The organism is Microbacterium sp. Leaf351 (genome assembly GCF_001423825.1).
Taxonomy (GTDB): domain Bacteria; phylum Actinomycetota; class Actinomycetes; order Actinomycetales; family Microbacteriaceae; genus Microbacterium; species Microbacterium ginsengisoli.
This window is the reverse complement of sequence record NZ_LMPK01000011.1, coordinates 108,928-128,261: the sequence shown is the minus strand read 5'-3', so window position 1 is coordinate 128,261 and position 19,334 is coordinate 108,928. Positions and strand designations below refer to the sequence as shown.

Annotated in this window: 15 protein-coding genes, 1 pseudogene and 2 riboswitches; of the genes and pseudogenes, 7 read left to right on the top strand and 9 right to left on the bottom strand. The window is 70.7% G+C overall.

What is annotated here, in order from left to right; genetic code table 11:
• The 6 genes from ASG00_RS16935 to ASG00_RS04785 form a co-directional block, all read right to left on the bottom strand.
• On the bottom strand, positions 1-540 hold a 540-nt coding region (locus ASG00_RS16935; protein ID WP_235559147.1), incomplete at its 3' end, for a glycosyltransferase family 2 protein.
• Entirely contained in the window at positions 537-1,682 is a 1,146-nt protein-coding gene (locus tag ASG00_RS04805; RefSeq protein WP_056207285.1) for a cysteine desulfurase family protein, read from the bottom strand. The genes ASG00_RS04805 and ASG00_RS16935, both read right to left, overlap by 4 nt.
• Positions 1,679-2,539: a carboxylating nicotinate-nucleotide diphosphorylase gene (gene nadC, locus ASG00_RS04800; protein ID WP_056207283.1), complete on the bottom strand. Its 861-nt coding sequence runs from the start codon at positions 2,537-2,539 to the stop codon at positions 1,679-1,681. The genes ASG00_RS04805 and nadC overlap by 4 nt, the downstream gene beginning before the upstream one ends.
• Positions 2,533-4,089: an L-aspartate oxidase gene (gene nadB, locus ASG00_RS04795; protein WP_235557481.1), complete on the bottom strand. Its 1,557-nt coding sequence runs from the start codon at positions 4,087-4,089 to the stop codon at positions 2,533-2,535. The genes nadC and nadB overlap by 7 nt, the downstream gene beginning before the upstream one ends.
• Positions 4,086-5,438, bottom strand: a complete 1,353-nt coding sequence (gene nadA, locus ASG00_RS04790; protein ID WP_056207281.1) for a quinolinate synthase NadA — start codon at positions 5,436-5,438, stop codon at positions 4,086-4,088. The genes nadB and nadA overlap by 4 nt, the downstream gene beginning before the upstream one ends.
• Positions 5,435-6,163 carry an NUDIX hydrolase gene (locus ASG00_RS04785; protein ID WP_045248749.1) on the bottom strand — a complete coding sequence of 243 codons (729 nt, stop codon included), beginning with the start codon at positions 6,161-6,163 and terminating at the stop codon, positions 5,435-5,437. The genes nadA and ASG00_RS04785 overlap by 4 nt, the downstream gene beginning before the upstream one ends.
• 175 nt (positions 6,164-6,338) lie before the next feature.
• Between ASG00_RS04785 and ASG00_RS04780 the strand changes: the two genes are divergently transcribed.
• The 4 genes from ASG00_RS04780 to gcvP all read left to right on the top strand — a co-directional run bounded on the left by ASG00_RS04780 (position 6,339) and on the right by gcvP (position 12,174).
• Positions 6,339-7,517 (top strand): MarP family serine protease, encoded by a 1,179-nt coding sequence (locus tag ASG00_RS04780; RefSeq protein ID WP_045248710.1) that lies wholly within the window; start codon positions 6,339-6,341, stop codon positions 7,515-7,517.
• A 45-nt stretch (positions 7,518-7,562) separates the two neighbouring features.
• A riboswitch (glycine riboswitch) is annotated at positions 7,563-7,659 on the top strand.
• A riboswitch (glycine riboswitch) is annotated at positions 7,660-7,769 on the top strand.
• Between the two features lie 45 nt (positions 7,770-7,814).
• A complete protein-coding gene (gene gcvT / locus ASG00_RS04775; protein WP_056207279.1) occupies positions 7,815-8,939 on the top strand; it encodes a glycine cleavage system aminomethyltransferase GcvT in 1,125 nt (374 codons plus the stop codon).
• Positions 8,936-9,316 (top strand): glycine cleavage system protein GcvH, encoded by a 381-nt coding sequence (gene gcvH / locus ASG00_RS04770; protein WP_045248712.1) that lies wholly within the window; start codon positions 8,936-8,938, stop codon positions 9,314-9,316. The genes gcvT and gcvH overlap by 4 nt, the downstream gene beginning before the upstream one ends.
• Positions 9,313-12,174, top strand: coding sequence for an aminomethyl-transferring glycine dehydrogenase (gcvP, locus tag ASG00_RS04765; RefSeq protein WP_056207277.1), 2,862 nt, complete (start codon positions 9,313-9,315; stop codon positions 12,172-12,174). The genes gcvH and gcvP overlap by 4 nt, the downstream gene beginning before the upstream one ends.
• A gap of 219 nt (positions 12,175-12,393) precedes the next feature.
• On the opposite strand, the gene ASG00_RS04760 is transcribed toward gcvP, so the two are convergent.
• Both ASG00_RS04760 and ASG00_RS04755 read right to left on the bottom strand, forming a co-directional pair.
• Positions 12,394-13,356, bottom strand: a complete 963-nt coding sequence (locus ASG00_RS04760) for a hypothetical protein (RefSeq protein WP_056207275.1) — start codon at positions 13,354-13,356, stop codon at positions 12,394-12,396.
• Between the two features lie 223 nt (positions 13,357-13,579).
• Positions 13,580-14,392: a CPBP family intramembrane glutamic endopeptidase gene (locus ASG00_RS04755; RefSeq protein WP_056207273.1), complete on the bottom strand. Its 813-nt coding sequence runs from the start codon at positions 14,390-14,392 to the stop codon at positions 13,580-13,582.
• Between the two features lie 243 nt (positions 14,393-14,635).
• Here ASG00_RS04755 and ASG00_RS04750 point away from each other — a divergent pair, with 243 nt between their 5' ends.
• The 3 genes from ASG00_RS04750 to ASG00_RS04740 all read left to right on the top strand — a co-directional run bounded on the left by ASG00_RS04750 (position 14,636) and on the right by ASG00_RS04740 (position 19,072).
• A complete protein-coding gene (locus ASG00_RS04750) occupies positions 14,636-16,402 on the top strand; it encodes an ABC transporter family substrate-binding protein (RefSeq protein ID WP_056207271.1) in 1,767 nt (588 codons plus the stop codon).
• Between the two features lie 124 nt (positions 16,403-16,526).
• Positions 16,527-18,062 (top strand): ABC transporter permease, encoded by a 1,536-nt coding sequence (locus ASG00_RS04745; RefSeq protein ID WP_056207269.1) that lies wholly within the window; start codon positions 16,527-16,529, stop codon positions 18,060-18,062.
• On the top strand, positions 18,062-19,072 hold the full coding sequence (locus ASG00_RS04740; RefSeq protein WP_056207267.1) for an ABC transporter permease: 1,011 nt from the start codon (positions 18,062-18,064) through the stop codon (positions 19,070-19,072). The genes ASG00_RS04745 and ASG00_RS04740 overlap by 1 nt, the downstream gene beginning before the upstream one ends.
• Before the next feature lie 5 nt (positions 19,073-19,077).
• Here ASG00_RS04740 and ASG00_RS16930 read toward each other — a convergent pair.
• Positions 19,078-19,334, bottom strand: a pseudogene (locus tag ASG00_RS16930) (hypothetical protein); the annotation flags it as partial.

Genomic DNA, 19,334 nt, shown 5'->3' with positions numbered 1-19,334 from the left:
CCCGGTGCGTTGCCAGAAGTCGGCGCGGGACACTTTCGACCAGGCCACGATGTTGCCGGATGCCTCGGGGTGCTCCGCGAGCGTCACGCCGCGGCGGGCGGGCGCGGTCGCGGCGCTCACCCAGGGCTGCACGGGTCCGCTCGCATACCCGCCGCCGGGTTGCGGGCGCAGGCGCACGTAGGCGCCGATCGCGAGATCGCTGCCGGATTCCTCGAGCGTGCCGAGCATCGTCTCGAGGGCTGCGGGGGTGTAGCGGTCGTCGGAGTCGAGGAAGGCGACGTACGGCGTCGTGACGGCGTCGAGACCGGTGTTGCGCGCGGCGGCGAGGCCGCGCTGACGGTGGTGCGTGATCACCTCGAAGCGATGGTCGGATGCCGCGGCCGCCGCGTAGATCGCCCCGGTCGCATCGCTCGAGCCGTCGTCGACGAGCACCGCACGCCAGTCGTCTCGGGTCTGCGCACGCAGCGAGGCCAGCGCCTCATCGGCGTAGGCGGCGACGTCGAAACCGGGAACGATGACGGTCACCGCCGGGGAACTCACCCGGCCGATCCTACGGCGGCCACGGCGGAGGTGAGCGCGTTCGCGAGATATTGGGGGTCGATGTGACCGTGATGGTCGAACGTGAACCGCACGGAGGTCTGCGCGACGACCGGGTCGACCCCGAGGGCGAGCAGCACGTGCGAGGGCTCGTCGCTGCCCGCGGCGCATGCCGAGCCGCTCGAGGTGACGACGCCGCGGCGTTCGAGCTCGAGCAGCACTGCCTCGCCGCTCGTGCCGGCGAAGGTGAAGCTCGCGGTGCCGGGCAGTCGATGCACGGGGTCGCCGGTGAGACGCGCCTGCGGCAGCCGCACGAGGGCGGCGGCGACGAACTTGTCGCGCAGCGCGGCGACGCGCGCGGCAGAGGCCTCGCGCTCGGCCTCGGCGAGCTCGAGGGCGGTTGCGATCGCCACGGCGCCCGCGACGTTCTCGGTGCCGCTGCGCCGCCCGCGCTCCTGCCCGCCGCCGTGCAGCAGCGGCTCGACGGGCACGCGCCCGCGGATCGCCGCCACCCCGGTTCCCTTCGGCGCACCGAGCTTGTGCCCGGCGATGACGAGCGCGTCGGCGCCCGTGCCCGCGAGAGGCAGCCACCCCGCGGCCTGCACGGCGTCGAGGTGCAGGGGTACGCCCGCCGTGCGGGTCGCTGCGGCGAGGGCCCCGGCATCCTGCACGGTGCCGATTTCGTTGTTCGCGTACCCGATGCTGACGACCGCGGTGTCGTCGCGCAGCAGGGCGGTGAGCTCCGCCGGGTCGACGCGTCCTGTCTCGTCGACCGGCACCAGGTCGACGTCGAACCCGTGCACCCGGCGCAGGTAGCGCGCCGACTCGAGGATCGACTCGTGCTCGATGGGAGTCGTGATCACGTGGCGCGCGCCGCGCGCGGATGCCGCGGCGATCGCGATGCCCTTGAGGGCGAGGTTGTTGCCCTCGGTGCCGCCCGAGGTGAACGTGATGTCGCCCGCGCGCATGCCGAGCACCGCGGCGACCCGGCGCCGCGCGTCGTCGAGCGCGCGCGCCGCGGCATCGCCGAGCTCGTGGTGGCTCGACGGGTTGCCGAACACGCTCGTGAGGAACGGTGCCATGGCCTCGAGCACCTCGCGGCGCACGGGCGTGGTCGCGGCGTTGTCGAGGTAGAGCCCGCTCATCGCCCGAGGTCGATGCGCAGGTCGAGCCCGAGGTCGAGCGCGCGCGCCGAGTGGGTGAGCGCGCCGACCGAGATGACGTCGACACCGGTCTCGGCGATCTGCCGCACGGTGTCGAGGCTCACCCCGCCGGACGCCTCGATCTGCGCCCGTCCGGCGACAGTGGCGACACCCTCGCGCAGCTGGTCGACGGTGAAGTTGTCGAGCATGATCGTGCCGATCCCCGCCGCGACGACGGCCTCGATCTGGTCGACGCGGTCGACCTCGACCTCGACGTGCGCGGTGTGGGGGAGCCTCGCGATCGCCTCGCGGAGCGCGTCGGTGAGATCTGCCCCGGTCGCGGTCAGCACGCCCAGATGGTTGTCCTTGGCCATGACCGCGTCGGACAGCGAGAACCGGTGGTTGTGCCCGCCGCCGGCGGCCACCGCGTGGCGCTCGAACGCACGCAGTAGCGGGGTCGTCTTGCGGGTGTCGACGATGCGCGCACCGGTGCCCGCGATCGCGTCGACGTACCGCGCGGTGAGGGTCGCGATGCCCGACATGCGCTGCGCGAAGTTGAGCCCGATGCGCTCGGCGGTGAGCACGCCCTGCGCCGGCCCGGTCACCGTCGCGAGCCGGCGTCCGGCGATGAACCGTCCGCCGTCGGCGACGTGCAGACCCACCTCGATGGCCGGGTCGGTCAGCCGGAAGGCGGCCGCGAACACCTCGCCTCCGGCGAAGACGCCGTCCTCGCGCGCGACGAGGTCGGCTGTCGCGACCGCGTCGGCGGGGATCAGCGTCTCGCTGGTGAGGTCGCCCCACGGGGCGTCCTCGTCGAGCGCAAGCGCGACGATGCGGTCGATGGTGCGGGCGGTCAGCATGCGACGACCTCGGTGACGGATGCCGCGGCGTCCGCCGCTGCGGCCGGGTCCGCGTCGGCGCGGAAGTGCGCCCCGACCGAGATGGTGCGCGCACGCGCAGCCGCGACGAGCGCGACGGCGACCTGCAGCAGGTTCTCGTCCTCGCATCCGGCGACCGACGATGCGGCGGCGTGCGGCAGCGACCACGCGGCGAGCACGGATGCCGCTCGCGCGAGCCCGCGGTCGTCGCGCACGAGACCGGCGTGCTGCCACAGCAGCTCCTGCAGCGCGGCGCGGGTGAACGGTGGGGCGTCGGCGGCGGGCGCGGCGGTCTCGAGCGGTGCGGGCGCCGCCGGGAGTGCCGGCGCGGGCCACGCGGCATCCGCGTCTGTGGTCAGAGCCGCCGCGGCGCGCGCGCCGAAGACGGCGCCCTCGAGCAGCGAGTTCGAGGCCAGTCGGTTCGCGCCGTGCACCCCGGTGCGGGCGGTCTCGCCGACGGCGTAGAGGCCGGGCAGGGTGGTGCGGCCGTCGAGGTCGGTCACGACGCCGCCCATGAGGTAGTGCGCCGCGGGCGTCACCGGGATGGGTTCCCGCGCCCAGTCGAGGCCGCGCTCGCGCACGGCGGCATCGATCGTGGGGAACCGTCCGGCGAGGAACGCGGCCGTGCCGGGTGCGTGCAGCCGGGTCGCGTCGAGCGCGACCGGCGCGCCTCCCTGCGCCGCCATGCGGGCGGCGATCGCCCGGGCGACGACGTCGCGCGGGGCCAGCTCGCCGTCGGGGTGCGCATCGAACGTGAAGCGCCGGCCGTCCGGGTCGATGAGGGTCGCGCCCTCGCCGCGCACGGCCTCCGACACGAGGAACGCGTCACCCGCGGCGAGCACGGTCGGGTGGAACTGCACGAACTCGAGATCGGCGACAGCGGCCCCCGCGCGCAGAGCGGCGGCGATGCCGTCGGCCGTGGCGACCACGGGGTTGGTGGTGTGCGCGAAGAGCTGGCCGGCGCCGCCGGTCGCGAGCACCACGGCATCGGCGTGAATCGTGCGGCGGGCATCGCCCTGCTGCAGCTCGACGCCGCTCACCCTCCCGTGCGCGACGACGAGGTCCACGAGGAACGCGTGCTCGACGATCTCCACACCCGACGCCCGCACGGCCGCGACCAGCGCCCGCTCGATCTCGGCACCCGTCGCGTCTCCCCCCGCGTGCAGCACGCGGGGGTAGGAGTGCGCGGCTTCGAGTCCCTTGCGCAGCGACCCGGCGGCATCCCGGTCGAAGGCGACGCCGAGCTCGATCAGCTCGCGGATGCGCGCCGGCCCCTCGGTCGCCAGCACACGCACGGCCGCAGGGTCGCCGAGGCCCGCGCCGGCGGTGAGGGTGTCGGCGATGTGGTCCTCGACGCTGTCGTCGTCGAACATGACGCCCGCGATGCCGCCCTGGGCGTATCGGGTGTTCGCGTGGGCCAGCTCGTCCTTCGTGACGAGGGTGACCCGCGCCCCCGCGCGGGCGGCGTCGCGCGCGACGGTGAGACCCGCGATGCCGCTGCCGACGACGACGGCGTGGATGCTGCGGCTCACTGCGCGCTCCCCGGCGTCTCGACGCGTCCTGCCGGCGGCTTCGCCGCGAGCATGCGCTCGAGCGCGATGCGGGCGGGATCGGCGACGTCGCCCGGCACCGTGATGCGGTTGACGACCTCTCCCGCGACCAGGGACTCGAGTGTCCATGCGAGGTAGCCGGGGTGGATGCGGTACATCGTCGAGCACGGGCACACGACCGGGTCGAGGCAGAAGATCTCGTGCTGCGGGTGCTGGGCGGCGAGGCGCTGCACGAGGTTGACCTCGGTGCCGATCGCGAACGTCGTGGGCTCGGTCGCCGCCTCGATCGCCTTGCGGATGTAGTCGGTCGATCCGGCCTCGTCGGCCGCGTCGACGACGTCCATCGGGCACTCGGGATGCACGATCACGCGCACGCCGGGGTGCTCGGCCCGCGCCTTGTCGATCTGGGCGACCGAGAAGCGGCGGTGCACCGAGCAGAACCCGTGCCAGAGGATGACGCGGGCATCCGCGAGGTCGTCGGCGTTCGAGCCGCCGAGGGGACGGTTCGGATTCCACATCGGCATCTGCGCGAGGGGCACACCCATGGCCTTGGCCGTGTTGCGGCCGAGGTGCTGGTCGGGGAAGAACAGCACGCGGCGTCCGCGCTCGAACGCCCACTCGAGCACCGTGCGCGCGTTCGACGACGTGCAGACGATGCCGCCGTGGCGGCCGACGAACCCCTTGATCGCGGCGGACGAGTTCATATAGGTGACCGGGATGACCGGCACGAGCCCGTCGGCGTCCGCGGCATCCATGTCGCCGTAGATCTCAGCCAGCTGCTCCCAGCACTCTTCGACCTGATCGATGTCGGCCATGTCGGCCATCGAGCAGCCGGCGGCGAGGTTCGGGAGGATGACGGCCTGGTCCGCTCCGGAGAGGAGGTCGGCGGTCTCGGCCATGAAGTGCACGCCGCAGAACACGATCGCCTCGGCGTCGGGGTGGGCCTTCGCGGCGGTCGCGAGCTGGAACGAGTCGCCGACATAGTCGGCGTGTCGCACAACCTCCTCGCGCTGGTAGAAGTGGCCGAGTACGACGACCCGGTCGCCGAGCATCTGCTTCGCCGCACGGATGCGGTGATCCAGATCGGCCGGGTCGGCGTCGCGGTACTCCTGCGGCAGCGAGCCCTGGCGGGGTGACCCGGTGGGGATGACGTCACCCATCGAGGCACCGGGCCCGTAGCCCTCGCTCACGTCGAACGTCCACGGGCTGGCCGCGAGGTCGGTCGTGCAGGTCGCGTCGGCGGATCCGCCGGAGACGAGCGACTGGATGACGTGGTCGACCGACGGATCGATCTCGTCGCGCGGGCGCAGGGCGATGTTGACGGCGCTCATCGCGCCTCCTTCGGGGTGTGCGGTGTGGCTGACTGTTCGCGAGAAGCGGGCGGGGCGGTGCCGAGCGGCCCGCGATCGGAGAGCTCGACGTCGTGGTTGTACCGGTACAGGCGCGCCGGTCGATGGCTGCCCGTGCGGAAGTCGTCGGTGGGGATGAGGGTTCCGGAGCCCTCCACCTGGCGGCGGAAGTTGGCAGGGTCCAGGCGGCGCTCGAGGATCGCCTCGTACACCTCGCGCAGCTCAGCGAGCGTGAACGATCCGGGCAGGAAGCCGTGGGCGATGCGGCTGTAGCCCACCTTGTTGCGCAGGCGCCACAGGGCGTAGTCGACGATCGCGTTGTGGTCGAAGGCGAGGGTCGGCAGGTGGGCGGCGTCGAACCACTCGACGTTCTCGGGGGCGTCGCCGGCGGCGAGGTGCGCGGCCAGCTGAGCGTCGACGTCGTCGGAGCGCAGCAGCGCCCAGTAGACGATCGAGATGACCCGCGAGGGGGAGCGGTCGATGGCGCCGAAGGCGTAGAGCTGCTCGAGGTAGCTCGCGGCGAGGCCGGTCGTCTCGCCGAGGGTGCGGGATGCCGCATCCTCCAGCTCCTCGTCGGCGTCGAGCCATCCGCCGGGGAGGGCCCAGAAGTCGCCGTACGGGTCACGGGTGCGGCGCACGAGCGGCAGGGAGAGCACGGGCAGGTCGCATCCGTCGGGCCGCCGCAGGGTGAAGATCACGGTCGACACGGCGACGCGCGTCGGGTCCGACGGGGACGGTGCCGACGCGGCGCTCTCGGAACGGATGGTTAGTGTCATGATGACCAGAAGCGATCTTAGAGTCTCGATGACTCGAAGGCAAACCGGGACGATTCCCAGCGGATCCGTCGTACCGTGAGACATCCAGGCGGGAGAGGAGGCATCCATGTCGCTCGTCGTCGATGTGATCGCGGTGCTCCTGCTGATCGGCGCGCTCGCCGGTGGCATCGCCCGGGGTCTCCTCGCGAGCGCCGGAGCACTGCTCGGCGTCGTGGCGGCGGGCGCCGCCGCGTGGTGGCTGCTGCCGCTGCTGTCGGGCGTCGTGCCGTGGTCCCAGTGGCGCGGACTCATCGTGCTCGCGGCGGGCATCGCGCTCCTGTTCGCGGGCGGCACGCTCGGCGGCGCCATCGGCATGCGCCTGCGGCGCGGCGTCGACCGCCTGCGCCTCGGCATCGTCGATCGCGTCCTGGGAGGCGCGCTGAGCGTCGTCGTCGCCGCCCTCGCGATCTCGCTCGTGGGGCAGAGCGTGGTGGTGACGGGCACGCCCGTGCTCGCCCCTGCCGTCGCGTCGTCGACGGTGCTGCGCACGATCGACGATCTCACCCCGAGCCCGCTGTCGCAGGCCCTGGCGCAGCTGCGCCAGGGGGTGCTCAGCGACGGGTTGCCGCAGTTCGGGGCGCTGCTCGACGGAGCCGCCACCGCACCCGCCGCCGCCCCGATCGACCTCGCCGACCCGGCACTCAACGCCGCCGCGCAGTCGGTCGCCCGTATCTCGGGCACGGCCTATGCGTGCAGCGAGACCTCCACGGGATCCGGCTTCGTGATCGCTCCGGACCGTGTCGTCACCAACGCGCATGTCGTCGCCGGAGTCACGAACCCCATCGTGGAGCTCCCGGGTCGCGCCGCCGTCGAGGGTCGCATCGTGTACGACGATCCGCACAACGACATCGCGGTCATCGCGACCGACGGGCTGGATGCCGCAGCCATCCCTCTCGGCGCGACACTCACCGCCGGCGCCGCCGCCGTGGTGCAGGGTTATCCCTATGGCGGCCCGTTCACGTCGGGGAACGCCTCGGTCACGAGCGTGGGAGAGGCGCGGGTGCCCGACATCTACGGGAGCGGATCGGACGTGCGCGACATCTACGCCCTGGACGCCGTGGTGCGGCCCGGCAACTCCGGCGGGCCGCTCCTCGACGCGTCGGGACGGGCTGTGGGCATCGTGTTCGCCCGCAGCGACAGCGACCCCAACGTCGGCTACGCGATGACCACCGCCGAGCTGACCTCGGTGGTCGCCCAGGCGGAGAGCATGCAGCAGACCGTGTCGTCGGGCGCCTGCATCCGCTGAGCGCACCGGTGCCGCTAAGCTGGCCGCACAAGTCAACAAGGCCCCGTGACCGTAGCGGGAGAGCTCCGTCGCAGCCGGCGACGGGCACCGAAGGAGCAAGCCTCCCCGCCAATCTCTCAGGTAGCCGTACCGCCCCGGTCGGGCCGCTCTGGAAAGCGACGCATACGCGTCCGCCGACGGTGAAAGCCGCCGCATCCGACGCTGTGACGGATGCCGCGAGCAAGCTCTCAGGCCGATGACAGAGGGGGAGTTCGAGACCGTCGATCGACGGTCGCCCGCCCCTGCACGGGAGAACTCATGACCGACCCCACCTCCACACCCCGCACGACGGCGCTGCACGCCCGTCACGACGCCCTCGGCGCCTCGTTCACCGACTTCGGCGGCTGGCTCATGCCGGTGCGCTACTCGTCCGATCTCGCCGAGCACCGCGCGGTGCGCGAGGCGGCGGGCCTGTTCGACATCTCGCACATGGCCGAGTTCGACGTCGTCGGCGCGGATGCCGGCGCCTACCTCGACGCCGCGCTCGCCGGCCGCCTGTCTGCCCTCGCGATCGGCAAGGCGAAGTACTCGCTGCTGCTCGCCCCGTCGGGCGGCGTCATCGACGACCTGATCGTCTATCGACTCGCCGACGAAAGGTTCCTCGTGATCGCCAACGCGGGCAACCGCGCGCCCGTCGCCGCGGCGCTCGCCGAGCGGGTGGGGGAGTTCGCGGCATCCGTCGCCGACGTCAGTGACGACTATGCCCTGCTGGCGGTGCAGGGCCCGCGCGCCGTCGAGGTGCTCGCCGCCCTCGACGAGTTGACGGATGTCGCGCCCCCGGTCGCCGACCTGAAGTACTACGCGTGGTCGCGGGCGCGCGCCTTCGACGCCGACGTGCTGGTGCTGCGCACCGGGTACACGGGTGAAGACGGCTTCGAGCTCCTCGCCCCCGTCGGCATCGCGGCGCGGCTCTGGGACGCCCTCCTTGTCGCGGGCGAGCCGGTCGGGCTCGTGCCCGCCGGGCTCGCCGCCCGCGACACGCTGCGCCTCGAGGCCGGCATGCCGCTCTACGGCCACGAGCTGACGCTCGACACCCTGCCCGCGCAGGCCGGTCTCGGCCGCGTGCCCGTGCTCGACAAGCCCGACTTCGTCGGAAAGGCCGCGCTCGAGGCCGCCGACCTCACCGATCGCCCGGTGCTCGTCGGGCTGGTCGCCGAGGGCAGGCGCGCCGGCCGCGCCGGCTACGAGGTGCGCACGCCCGACGGCGACGCGGTCGGAGAGATCACCTCCGGCGCGCTCAGCCCCACGCTCGGACACCCGATCGCACTCGCCTACGTCTCGCCCGCGCACGCCGCCCCCGGCACGGCTCTCGCGATCGACGTGCGCGGCACTCTCATCCCCGCCACCGTGACCACCCCGCCCTTCTATCGGAGGAACGCATGACCGACCGCGACGCACTCAAGTACACCGCCGAGCACGAATGGGTGCTCATCGAAGGGGATGTCGCCACCTTCGGCATCACGGACTACGCCGCCGAGAAGCTCGGCGACGTGGTGTTCGTCGAGCTCCCCGCCATCGACGGCACGGTGACCGCCGGCCAGGTGTGCGGCGAGATCGAGTCGACGAAGTCGGTCGGCGAGCTCTACGCGCCCGTGTCCGGCCGCGTCATCGAGGTGAACGGCGACGTCGACAGCGACCCGGCGCTCGTGAACGCCGACGCCTTCGCGGCGTGGCTCGTGCGGGTCGAGCTCGATGGTGAGGCGATCGAGGGGCTCCTCGATCGCGCCGCCTACGACGAGCTCACCGGCGGCGCCGCATGAGCGACGCCTTTCGATCCCGCCACATCGGCACGGCGGGCGACAGCGCACGCCTCGCGCAGACGCTCGGCTACGCCGACGCCGATGCCGTCGTGCGGGCCGCGGTGCCCGACGCCATCCTCACCCCTCGCGAGACGCTGGCGGCCCTGCCGTCCGCGGCGACCGAGCAGGAGACGCTCGCGGAGTTGCGCGGGCTCGCCGCGCGCAATCGGGTGCTGCGACCCATGATCGGGCTCGGCTATTACGACACGAACACGCCGTCGGTCATCGCGCGCAACGTGTTCGAGAACCCGTCCTGGTACACGGCCTACACGCCATACCAGCCCGAGATCTCCCAGGGTCGCCTCGAGGCGCTCATCAACTTCCAGACGATGGTCGCCGACCTCACCGGGCTCGACACGGCCAACGCGTCGATGCTCGACGAGTCCACGGCCGTCGTCGAGGGCATGCTGCTCGCGCGCCGGGCCTCGAAGTCCCGCTCGACGGTGTTCCTCGTCGACGCCGACGCACTGCCGCAGACCAAGTCGCTGCTGGCGCACCGTGCCGCCGCGGTCGGCATCGACCTGCACGAGACGAGCTTCGACCAGTCGCCGCCGCCCGCCGACATCGACGTGTTCGGCGCGTTCATCCAATACCCCGGGGCATCCGGCCGCGTGTGGGACCCCACCGAGGCCATCGCCGCCGTGCAGGCCGCGGGTGGAAAGGTCGTCGTCGCGGCGGACCTCCTCGCCCTCACCCTGCTGCGCTCGCCGGGATCTCTCGGCGCCGACGTCGCCGTCGGCACGACCCAGCGCTTCGGCGTGCCGCTCGGCTTCGGCGGACCCCACGCCGGCTACATGGCGGTGCGGGCGGGTCTCGAGCGCCAGCTGCCGGGTCGCCTGGTGGGGGTGTCGCAGGATGCCGCGGGCCACCCCGCCTACCGGCTGTCGCTGCAGACGCGGGAACAGCACATCCGGCGGGAGAAGGCGACGTCGAACATCTGCACCGCGCAGGTGCTGCTGGCCGTCATGGCCTCGATGTACGCCGTGTATCACGGCCCCGACGGCCTGCGGGAGATCGCCCGGGCGGTCGCCGCCCGCGCCTCCTCACTCGCGGACGCGCTCACGTCGACCGGCGCCGAGCTCGTGCACGACGCGTTCTTCGACACGGTGCGCGTGCGCGTGCCGGGCCGCGCGGCGGCGATCGTGGCGGACGCGCACGGCCGCGGCATCCAGCTGCTTCTCGTCGACGACGACACCGTGGGCGTCTCGGTCGATGAGACCACCACCGCAGCCGACCGCGACGCGGTCGTGCAGGCGTTCGGGGGAGCGGCGGGCGCGGCGGGCGCCGGCGCGCTGGGAGTTTCCGCGCACCTGCCGGCATCGCTGTCGCGCATCGACGAGTTCCTCACGCACGAGGTGTTCCACGCGCACCGTTCCGAGACGCAGATGATGCGGTACCTCAAGAGCCTCGCCGATCGCGACTACGCGCTCGACCGCGGCATGATCCCGCTCGGCTCGTGCACGATGAAGCTCAACGCGGCCACCGAGATGGCGGCGGTCTCGTGGCCCGAGTTCGCGAAGATCCACCCGTTCGCGCCCGCCGAGGACGTCGAGGGCTACCTCGAGCTGGTCACGCAGCTCGAGGGCTGGCTCGCCGAGCTCACCGGCTACGACGCCGTCTCGCTGCAGCCGAACGCCGGCTCGCAGGGCGAGCTCGCCGGACTCCTTGCGATCCGCGGCTACCACCTGTCCCGCGGCGACCTCTCGCGCACCGTGTGTCTCATCCCTTCGTCCGCACACGGCACGAATGCGGCATCCGCGGTGCTCGCCGGCATGAGCGTGGTCGTGGTCGCGTGCGACGACGCGGGCAACGTCGACCTCGACGACCTGCGCGCGAAGATCGCGCTGCACGCCGATGCGCTCTCCGCGCTGATGATCACCTACCCGTCGACCCACGGTGTGTATGAGCACGACGTGCTCGCGATCACCCAGGCGGTGCACGACGCGGGCGGTCAGGTCTACATCGACGGTGCCAACCTCAACGCGCTGCTCGGATTCGCGCGGTTCGGCGACCTCGGCGGCGACGTGTCCCACCTGAACCTGCACAAGACGTTCGCGATCCCGCACGGCGGGGGCGGCCCCGGAGTCGGGCCCGTCGCCGCCAAGGCGCACCTCGCACCGTTCCTGCCGTCGCACGACCAGGCGCAGCGCCACGAGCACGCCGGCGGGTTCAGCTTCGACGGCGGAGCGATCTCCGCGGCGCCCTACGGTTCCGCCTCGATCCTGCCCATCTCGTGGGCATACGTGCGGATGCTGGGGCCCGAAGGGCTGCGCGACGCCACCTCGCACGCCGTGCTCGCCGCCAACTACGTCGCTCAGCGCCTGCGGTCGCACTATCCGGTGCTGTACACGGGCGAGAACGGGCTCGTGGCGCACGAGTGCATCCTCGACCTGCGTCCGTTGCGAGACGAGACCGGCGTGACCGTCGACGACGTCGCGAAGCGGCTGATCGACTACGGCTTCCACGCGCCGACCATGTCGTTCCCCGTCGCGGGCACGCTCATGGTCGAGCCGACCGAGTCGGAGGATGTGGCCGAGCTCGACCGCTTCATCGAGGCGATGATCTCCATCAAGGCGGAGGCGATCGCCGTAGGCGCGGGCGAATGGCCCGCCGACGACAATCCGCTCGTGAACGCGCCCCATACGGCGCAGTCGGTCATCGCGGGGGAGTGGGAGCATCCCTACCCGCGGGAGTTGGCGGTCTACCCCGTGGCATCCCTCGTGCGCGGCAAGTACTGGCCGCCGGTGCGCCGCATCGACAACGCCTTCGGCGACCGCAACCTGGTGTGCGCCTGCCCGCCCGTGGAGGCGTTCGCCTGACCGCTGCGTCGGTGCGGCCGCGGCTGCGTGGCCGTCGCCCGTCTGCTGCCGCCGCCGCCCTGGCCGCAGCGCCCGCCGCTCTGCCGCAACCCATCCGCGCGAGAAGCCACGATGCGCAACGCGCTGCCCCGCGCCCTCCGCGCAACGTGCCGTGTCGACGCCGTGAGGGCGGCCGGGCGCCCACCCCGCCCCGGTGGGCGCCCGGCTCGTGCGGGGGCTCTAGGTCGAGCGCGGGTTGCGGCCCACGTCGGCGAGCAGCGACGGGCGTCGACGATCGGTGCGTGGCACACCGGCCTGCGCGAGGAGCCGCTCGAGACGGTGCGGATGGAGCGCATCCCGCCACTCCCATCGCACGACGGCGCGAAGCTGGCGTCGCAGGCGGTCCTCGCGTCGTTTCTCCGCGATGAATGCGGCCCGTGCGGCTCGCGGATCGTGGGTCGGGTACTTGTCCCACCCATCGAACTCCCCGGCGACCGACGCCCGTCGCCACAAGAAGTCCGTTCGATCGCGAGCACCCTCGCTCCGGAAGACGCACTGCAGCTCGGGTGCCTCCAACCCGAGCCAGGAGATCACGGCTCGACTGACCGACTCCCCGACGGACTCGCTGTTCGCGACCGCGAACCCCAACGCCCATTCCGCGCGGCGCCTCCCGTGGGCAGGTGCGCGCGTCTCGAGGCGGTGCTGCAGTTCGTCACGCATCGTCGATGCTGCCGGGTGCGCGGCGATCGCGGCATCCATCACGGCGAGGCCGAACGCCGGGGGCAGCACGTGCGCGAGGTCGATGGATGTGTCGGCCGCGTCGACGACGGCGATCGTACCGCCCGCGTCGACGCGCCGGGCAGTCGCGCTGGTGTGCACGGTGACATCGCCGAACGAGGTGGATCGACGCAGCCCGGGAGCGAAGGCATGGATGCGGCGCGGCTCGCCGAACAACGGGAGTCCGAGGAGTGCCGCCGCGGACTCCATGCAGAACACGGTGTTCGGGCGTATCGCCGCCAGGGCGTGCACGCGCGTGAGGTAGCGCTCACGCGCTGCCAGGCGGTCCCACTCATGTTGAGGGGCGTAGACGCCGCGTCGGACGCGGTGATACCCGGGGAGGTCGCGCGGACGCCCGACCGGAGCATCGTCGTCGGCGATCTCGGGGGGGACCGGTGAGGGGACGAGGAACGCAGTGACGCTCATCGCGCCAGCCTGCCCGCCGCACCGCCGGATCGACCGTGCATCCCCTCACACCGGTGCACAGCGATCGCATTCGCCGCGCGGTGGAGGGAACGTCACCACGTGCCCGCTCCCGCAGCCGTGGGACGGAGCGTTCCGCGACGCACGGTCGGCCGTAGGTCGCGCGTCGTGCCTTCCAGCGCACTTGTGCACCGGAAGGCACGACGCAACGGTGCACCGCGGCGGCTCAGCCGAAGACGCCCGGCCAGAGCGAGACGGCGAGCGGATATCCGATGAACGCGACGACGTCGATGAGGGTGTGGGCGATCACCAACGGCATCACCCGGCCCCAGCGGCGATAGCACCAGCCGAAGACGACCCCCATCACCGCGTTGCCGATGATCGCGGGAACTCCCTGATACGCGTGGTAGAGCCCTCGCAGACCCGCTGCGGTGAGGATGATCGCCCACCACGACCAGCCGAGCCGCCGTAGCCTGTCGAAGAGGTAGCCGTTGAACACGACCTCCTCGAGCACGCCGGCGCGCAGCGCCGCGAGCAGGAGGAGCGGGACGGTGTACCACGCGGCATCCAGGGGCGACGCCTGCACCTGAAGGGTCAGCCCGAGCAGTCGACCGACCACGTAGAGCCCGAGCCCTGGCACGCCGATGACCGCGGCGAGAAGCGCCGCACGACCCAGGTCGCCGCCGAATCGGCGGAAGTCGAGCCCGATGCGTCGCAGCGCGCTGTCGCCCGCGCTCCACAGCAGGTAGACGACCAGCGCGATCAGCACGAAGCTGAAGAACACATCGAGGAACTGGTAGAGGATGTCCCAGAACGCCGCGGCGTCCTGCGTAGGGTTCAGCTGCGTCTGCGCGTCGCCGACCGTCTGGCCGCGAGACATCGTCTCGATCGTCGTGCGCACGATCGACAGCACCGAGTACAGGGCCCACTGGCCGACGCTGACGCCGAGGACGAGCCAGACCTCCCAGCGCAGCCGGGTGCGGTCGAAGCCCTCGGCCCGCGGGCGCTCGGCGGGAAAGGGACGCGTCGTCTCGGTCACCCCGGCATCGTTTCACGGGATGCCGCTTCCGCCGTGATGCGCAGGTAAAAGGCGCATCGGCCCGCTCTGCACCCCGACTGTGCAGATTGCGCATCGCACCGTCATTCGCGTTAAGGGTATGTAACGGTTTCCGGTCCGGCTTTGAACAGGCGGATGGCCGTGCTTAGGGTTTCCGTATCTGCGCCATGCGAAGTTTTCGGACTTCGTGTGGGGCCACATCCCTTCTCATAAGGAGTCACCAAGTTGAAGAAGTCACGTCTCGGAGTGGTGATCGCGGCAGCAGCCGCGGGTGCCCTCCTGCTGGCGGGCTGCACCACGAGCGGCACCACCACCAAGCCCCGCTCGGGCGGCACCGTCACTGAGGCCATCGTCAACGACCTCACCTCGCTCAACAGCAACACGCCGCAGGGCAACCTGGACACGAACGGTCAGTACGCATACCTGACCAACGCGACGTTCCAGTACCCCGACAACAACTTCAACGTCGTGGCGAACACCGACATCGGCACGTACGAGAAGACCTCGGACGACCCGCTGACGGTGAAGTACACCCTCAAGTCGGGTGCGAAGTGGTCCGACGGCGAGCCCATCACCGCTGATGACATGGTCCTCGCCTGGGCGATCGCCTCGGGTCACTATGACGACGCCACGTTCGACGCCGACGGCAACGTCACCAAGGGCACGCAGTACTTCGCCATCGCGGGTTCGACCGCGGGAATCGACAGCACCGCCTTCCCGACCATAGGTGACAACAACACGTCGATCACCCTGGTCTACGGCCAGCCCTACGTCGACTGGAACCTCTTCTCGCCGCTGGCTCAGCCGGCGCACATCGTCGCGAAGAAGGCCGGCCTCACGTCGGCTGCCGACCTGACGAAGCTGCTCCAGGGCCTGCCGAAGGGCGACCCGACCAACCCGGTCGCGCCCAACGCCACGCTCGAGGCCGCCGCGAAGTTCATCAACACGGGCTACGACATCACCTCGTTCCCGACCGACAAGGACCTCCTGGTCTCGAGCGGCCCCTGGGTCCTCTCGGCCTGGACCCCGGGTCAGTCGCTCGAGTTCTCGCTCAACCCGAACTACTCGGGCAACCTCAAGCCGCAGATCGACAAGCTCGTGATGCGCGTCATCCCTGACGCCGCGGCCCAGGTCACCGCCCTGCAGAACGGCGAGGTCGACATCGTCTACCCGCAGGCATCGGCCGACACGAAGAAGTCGCTCGAGGCCATCACCGGCGCGACCGTCCTCACGGGCAACCAGGTCTCGTACGACCACCTCGACCTGAACTTCAAGTCGTCGGTGTTCAGCGACGCGACCGTGCGTCAGGCCTTCCTCCTCACGATCCCGCGCCAGCAGATCGTCGACGCGATCGTGAAGCCGGTCAACCCCGACGCGAAGCCGCTGGACTCGCAGATCTGGCTGCCCAACCAGTCGGAGTACGCGACCACCATCGCGCAGAACGGCTCGGCCGCGTATGACTCGGTCGACATCGAGAAGGCCAAGAGCCTCCTCGCGGGCAAGACCCCGACCGTGAAGATCCTCTACAACTCGAAGAACCCCAACCGTGTCGACGAGTTCCAGGCGATCCAGGCGTCGGCCAAGCAGGCCGGATTCAACGTCGTCGACGGCGGAGACCCGAAGTGGTCGTCGCTGCTCGCCGGTGGCGACTACGACGCCTCGCTCTTCGGCTGGATCAGCCCCGGTGTGGGCACCGCCCAGATCCCCCAGCTGTTCAGCAGCCAGGGTGGCGGTAACTACAACGGCTTCACCGCCGCGAACGACCAGGCTCTGCAGACCCAGACGACGCTCGACCAGAGCAAGCTGACGGACCTGCAGCTGCAGATCGACAAGATCGCCTTCGAGCAGGGCTACGGCCTGCCGCTCTTCCAGGCCGCCGGTATCTACGGCGTCTCCAGCAAGGTTCAGGGTGTCCAGTACATGGGCAACCAGACCGGACCGATCTGGAACAACTGGGAGTGGTCGGTGCAGTCGAGCACCAGCTCCAAGTAAGGTCATGATGCTGGGGGTGGCGTCCGAACAGGGCGCCACCCCCAACTTCTGTCAGTGATCACCGACGCGGGGTGAGCCGGAAGATCCCGGTGAGCTCCGCGCGTGAGCGAGGAAAAAACACACCTTGGTCGGATTCATCCTCAGAAGAATCGGCGTATCCGTTCTGATTCTCGTCGCGGCGTCGTTCGTGATGTTCAACCTGGTGGCGCTGTCCACCGATCCCCTTGAAGACCTGCGCACCTCGATCCTGCCCAACAAGGAGCAGTTGATCCAGGCGCGCATCCAGATCGGCAACCTGGATGTCCCGCCGCCGCTGCGGTGGTTCATCTGGATCGGCGGGGCCGCCAAATGCCTCGTCCCCTTCGCCGGGCAGTGCAGCCTCGGCCAGACGTTCCAGGGGGCGCAGGTCACCGACCTGCTGCCGACAGCCATGCTCTCGACCGTGCAGATGGTCACCGCGGCACTCATCCTCGCGATCCTGTTCGGCATCGCGACCGGCATCCTGTCGGCCATCCGTGAAAACAGCGGCTTCGACATCACGTTCACCGTCATCAGCCTGTTCCTGTACTCGCTCCCGTCGTTCCTTGCGGCAACGATGCTCAAGAGCTTCGTCGCGATCGGGTACAATAACTTCCTCGCTTCACCAGAGGTGCCGATCTGGCTCTCGATCGTGATCGGTCTCGTGCTCGCGCTGATCATCCAGGCGGTCGTCGGCGGCGAGATGCGGCGACGCATCATCACGACCGCCTCCGCCTTCGTGGTCTCGGCGGGTCTCCTGATCTACATGAGCGCAACCGATTGGTTCGCCCAGCCCGCCATCGGACCGGTCGGCATCATCGTGCTGAGCCTCGGCATCGCTGCCGCGGTCGCGGCGATCCTGGCCGGCATCTACAACCGCCGCGGACTCATCACGGCCGGCATCGTGGCGGTCATCGGCATCGCGTCGTACTTCGCCGTGCAGCCGCTGCTGGATGTCTCCACGGTCGGCACGATCGCGATCCTGGCCATCGCCGCTCTCGTCGTCGGCGCTCTCGTCGGCTTCCTCGTGGGCGGCGACGACCGTGGTCAGAACATCCGCATCGGCATCCTGGTGGCGTTCTTCATCGGGTTCCTGATCATCATCGACCGACTCATGCAGTCGTTCCCGGGCTACATGTTCGACATGAACGGGCGTCCGATCGCGACGGTCGGGTCGTCTACTCCCGGATACGACCCCGGCAACATGTGGCGTTCCGCGCTGGACACCTTCTTCCACCTGCTGCTGCCCACGGTCTCGCTGCTGACGATCTCGTTCGCGGGTTACACGCGCTACGCGCGCGCCGGAATGATCGAGGTGCTCGGGCAGGACTACGTCCGCACCGCCCGCGCGAAGGGCATGCCCGAGCGGGTCGTCGTGGTGCGCCACGCCTTCCGCAACGTGCTCATCCCGATCACGACGCTCGTTGCGACCGACCTCGGCGCCCTGCTCGGTGGCGCGATCATCACCGAGTACATCTTCGGTATCCCAGGCATGGGCGCGCTCTTCCAGAACTCGCTCGGCCGAGGTGACGTGTACCCCGTCATGGGCTACTTCCTCGTGATCGCGTTCATGGCCATCCTGTTCAACTTCCTCGCCGATCTCAGTTACGCGGCACTCGACCCGAGAGTGAGGGTCCGCTGATGTCCACCTCTCTGCCCAGCTCCGTCGACACCGTCGACCACCGCTCTGTCAGCCAGGGCCGCCTGATCCTGCGGCGATTCCTGGGAAACCCTGCCGGTGTCGTTTCCCTGATCGTGCTGCTCGCGATCGTCGTGTTCGCCACGACCGCCATCGGGATCGGTCCGATCCACGGGTGGTGGAAGTGGAACTACACGGATCCGGATCCGAACATCGCCGTCGACGGTGCCCCGACTCTCCAGCTGTGGCCCTTCTCGCTCGGTGACCACCCGTTCGGACAGGACCGCATCGGTCGCGACTACTTCGCGATGGTGATGCGCGGCATCCAGAACTCGTTCGTCGTGATGATCCTCATCACCGGCATCGCTGTCGTGCTCGGCGTGATCGTCGGCGCCATCGCGGGTTACTACCGCGGCTGGGTCGACGCGGTGCTCATGCGCATCACGGATGTCTTCATCGTCATCCCCGCCATCGTGCTCGCCGCGGTCGTCGGAAACTACGCGGGCGCTGTCGGCGTGTGGATCCTCGGCGTCATGCTCGGCGCCGTGAGCTGGATGGTCATCGCCCGTCTCGTGCGCGGTGAGTTCCTCTCGCTGCGCGAGCGCGAGTTCGTCGAGGCGGCTCGGGTTGCCGGGGCATCCGACGCCCGCATCATCTTCCGTCACATCCTGCCCAACGCGACCGGTGTCATCATCGTCTCGGCGTCGCTGCTGGCCGCGGCCGCCATCCTGCTCGAGTCGGCGATCTCGCTGCTCGGCTACGGCATCCGCTCTCCTGATGTATCGCTCGGTCTGCTCATCGGGGCGAACCAGTCGGCGTTCGCGGTGCGGCCGTGGCTGTTCTGGTGGCCGGCGTTCTTCATCGTGGCGCTCGCGCTGTCGGCGAACATCTTCGGCGATGCCCTGCGGGAGGCCTTCGACCCGCGCAGCCGTCGGTTCTCGCGGCGTCGCACCAAGGAGGCCCCGGTGCAGGACGTGCCCGCCGAGGTCGAGGCCGAGGTCGAGCTGAGGTGATCCGTTCAGGCCAGAGCGATCGCGGGCAGGCTCGCGGTGAGCAGCGCCACGACGGTCGCCAGGCTCGCCAGGTGAATGCGTACTCGCGCGCGCTGTGCGTCGGCCCGGCCGAGCGGGATCCGTTCCGCTTCGGCCAGGCGCATCCAGCGGTCGCGCACGATCGCCGCGAGGTCGCCCGAGTCGGTCCCGAGCGCCGACGACGCGCGTCGTCCGCCGTCGCGATCGGCCGGTCCGATCGCCGGGTGGGCGCTGGCGGCGCCGG

Excerpts from the sequence above, each read along its gene's own strand:
- ASG00_RS04805 (WP_056207285.1), bottom strand. The coding sequence starts at position 1,682 with ATGAGCGGGCTCTACCTCGACAACGCCGCGACCACGCCCGTGCGCCGC.
- nadC (WP_056207283.1), bottom strand. The coding sequence starts at position 2,539 with ATGCTGACCGCCCGCACCATCGACCGCATCGTCGCGCTTGCGCTCGAC.
- nadA (WP_056207281.1), bottom strand. The coding sequence starts at position 5,438 with ATGAGCGCCGTCAACATCGCCCTGCGCCCGCGCGACGAGATCGATCCG.
- ASG00_RS04780 (WP_045248710.1), top strand. The coding sequence starts at position 6,339 with ATGTCGCTCGTCGTCGATGTGATCGCGGTGCTCCTGCTGATCGGCGCG.
- gcvT (WP_056207279.1), top strand. The coding sequence starts at position 7,815 with ATGACCGACCCCACCTCCACACCCCGCACGACGGCGCTGCACGCCCGT.
- gcvH (WP_045248712.1), top strand. The coding sequence starts at position 8,936 with ATGACCGACCGCGACGCACTCAAGTACACCGCCGAGCACGAATGGGTG.
- gcvP (WP_056207277.1), top strand. The coding sequence starts at position 9,313 with ATGAGCGACGCCTTTCGATCCCGCCACATCGGCACGGCGGGCGACAGC.
- ASG00_RS04760 (WP_056207275.1), bottom strand. The coding sequence starts at position 13,356 with ATGAGCGTCACTGCGTTCCTCGTCCCCTCACCGGTCCCCCCCGAGATC.
- ASG00_RS04740 (WP_056207267.1), top strand. The coding sequence starts at position 18,062 with ATGTCCACCTCTCTGCCCAGCTCCGTCGACACCGTCGACCACCGCTCT.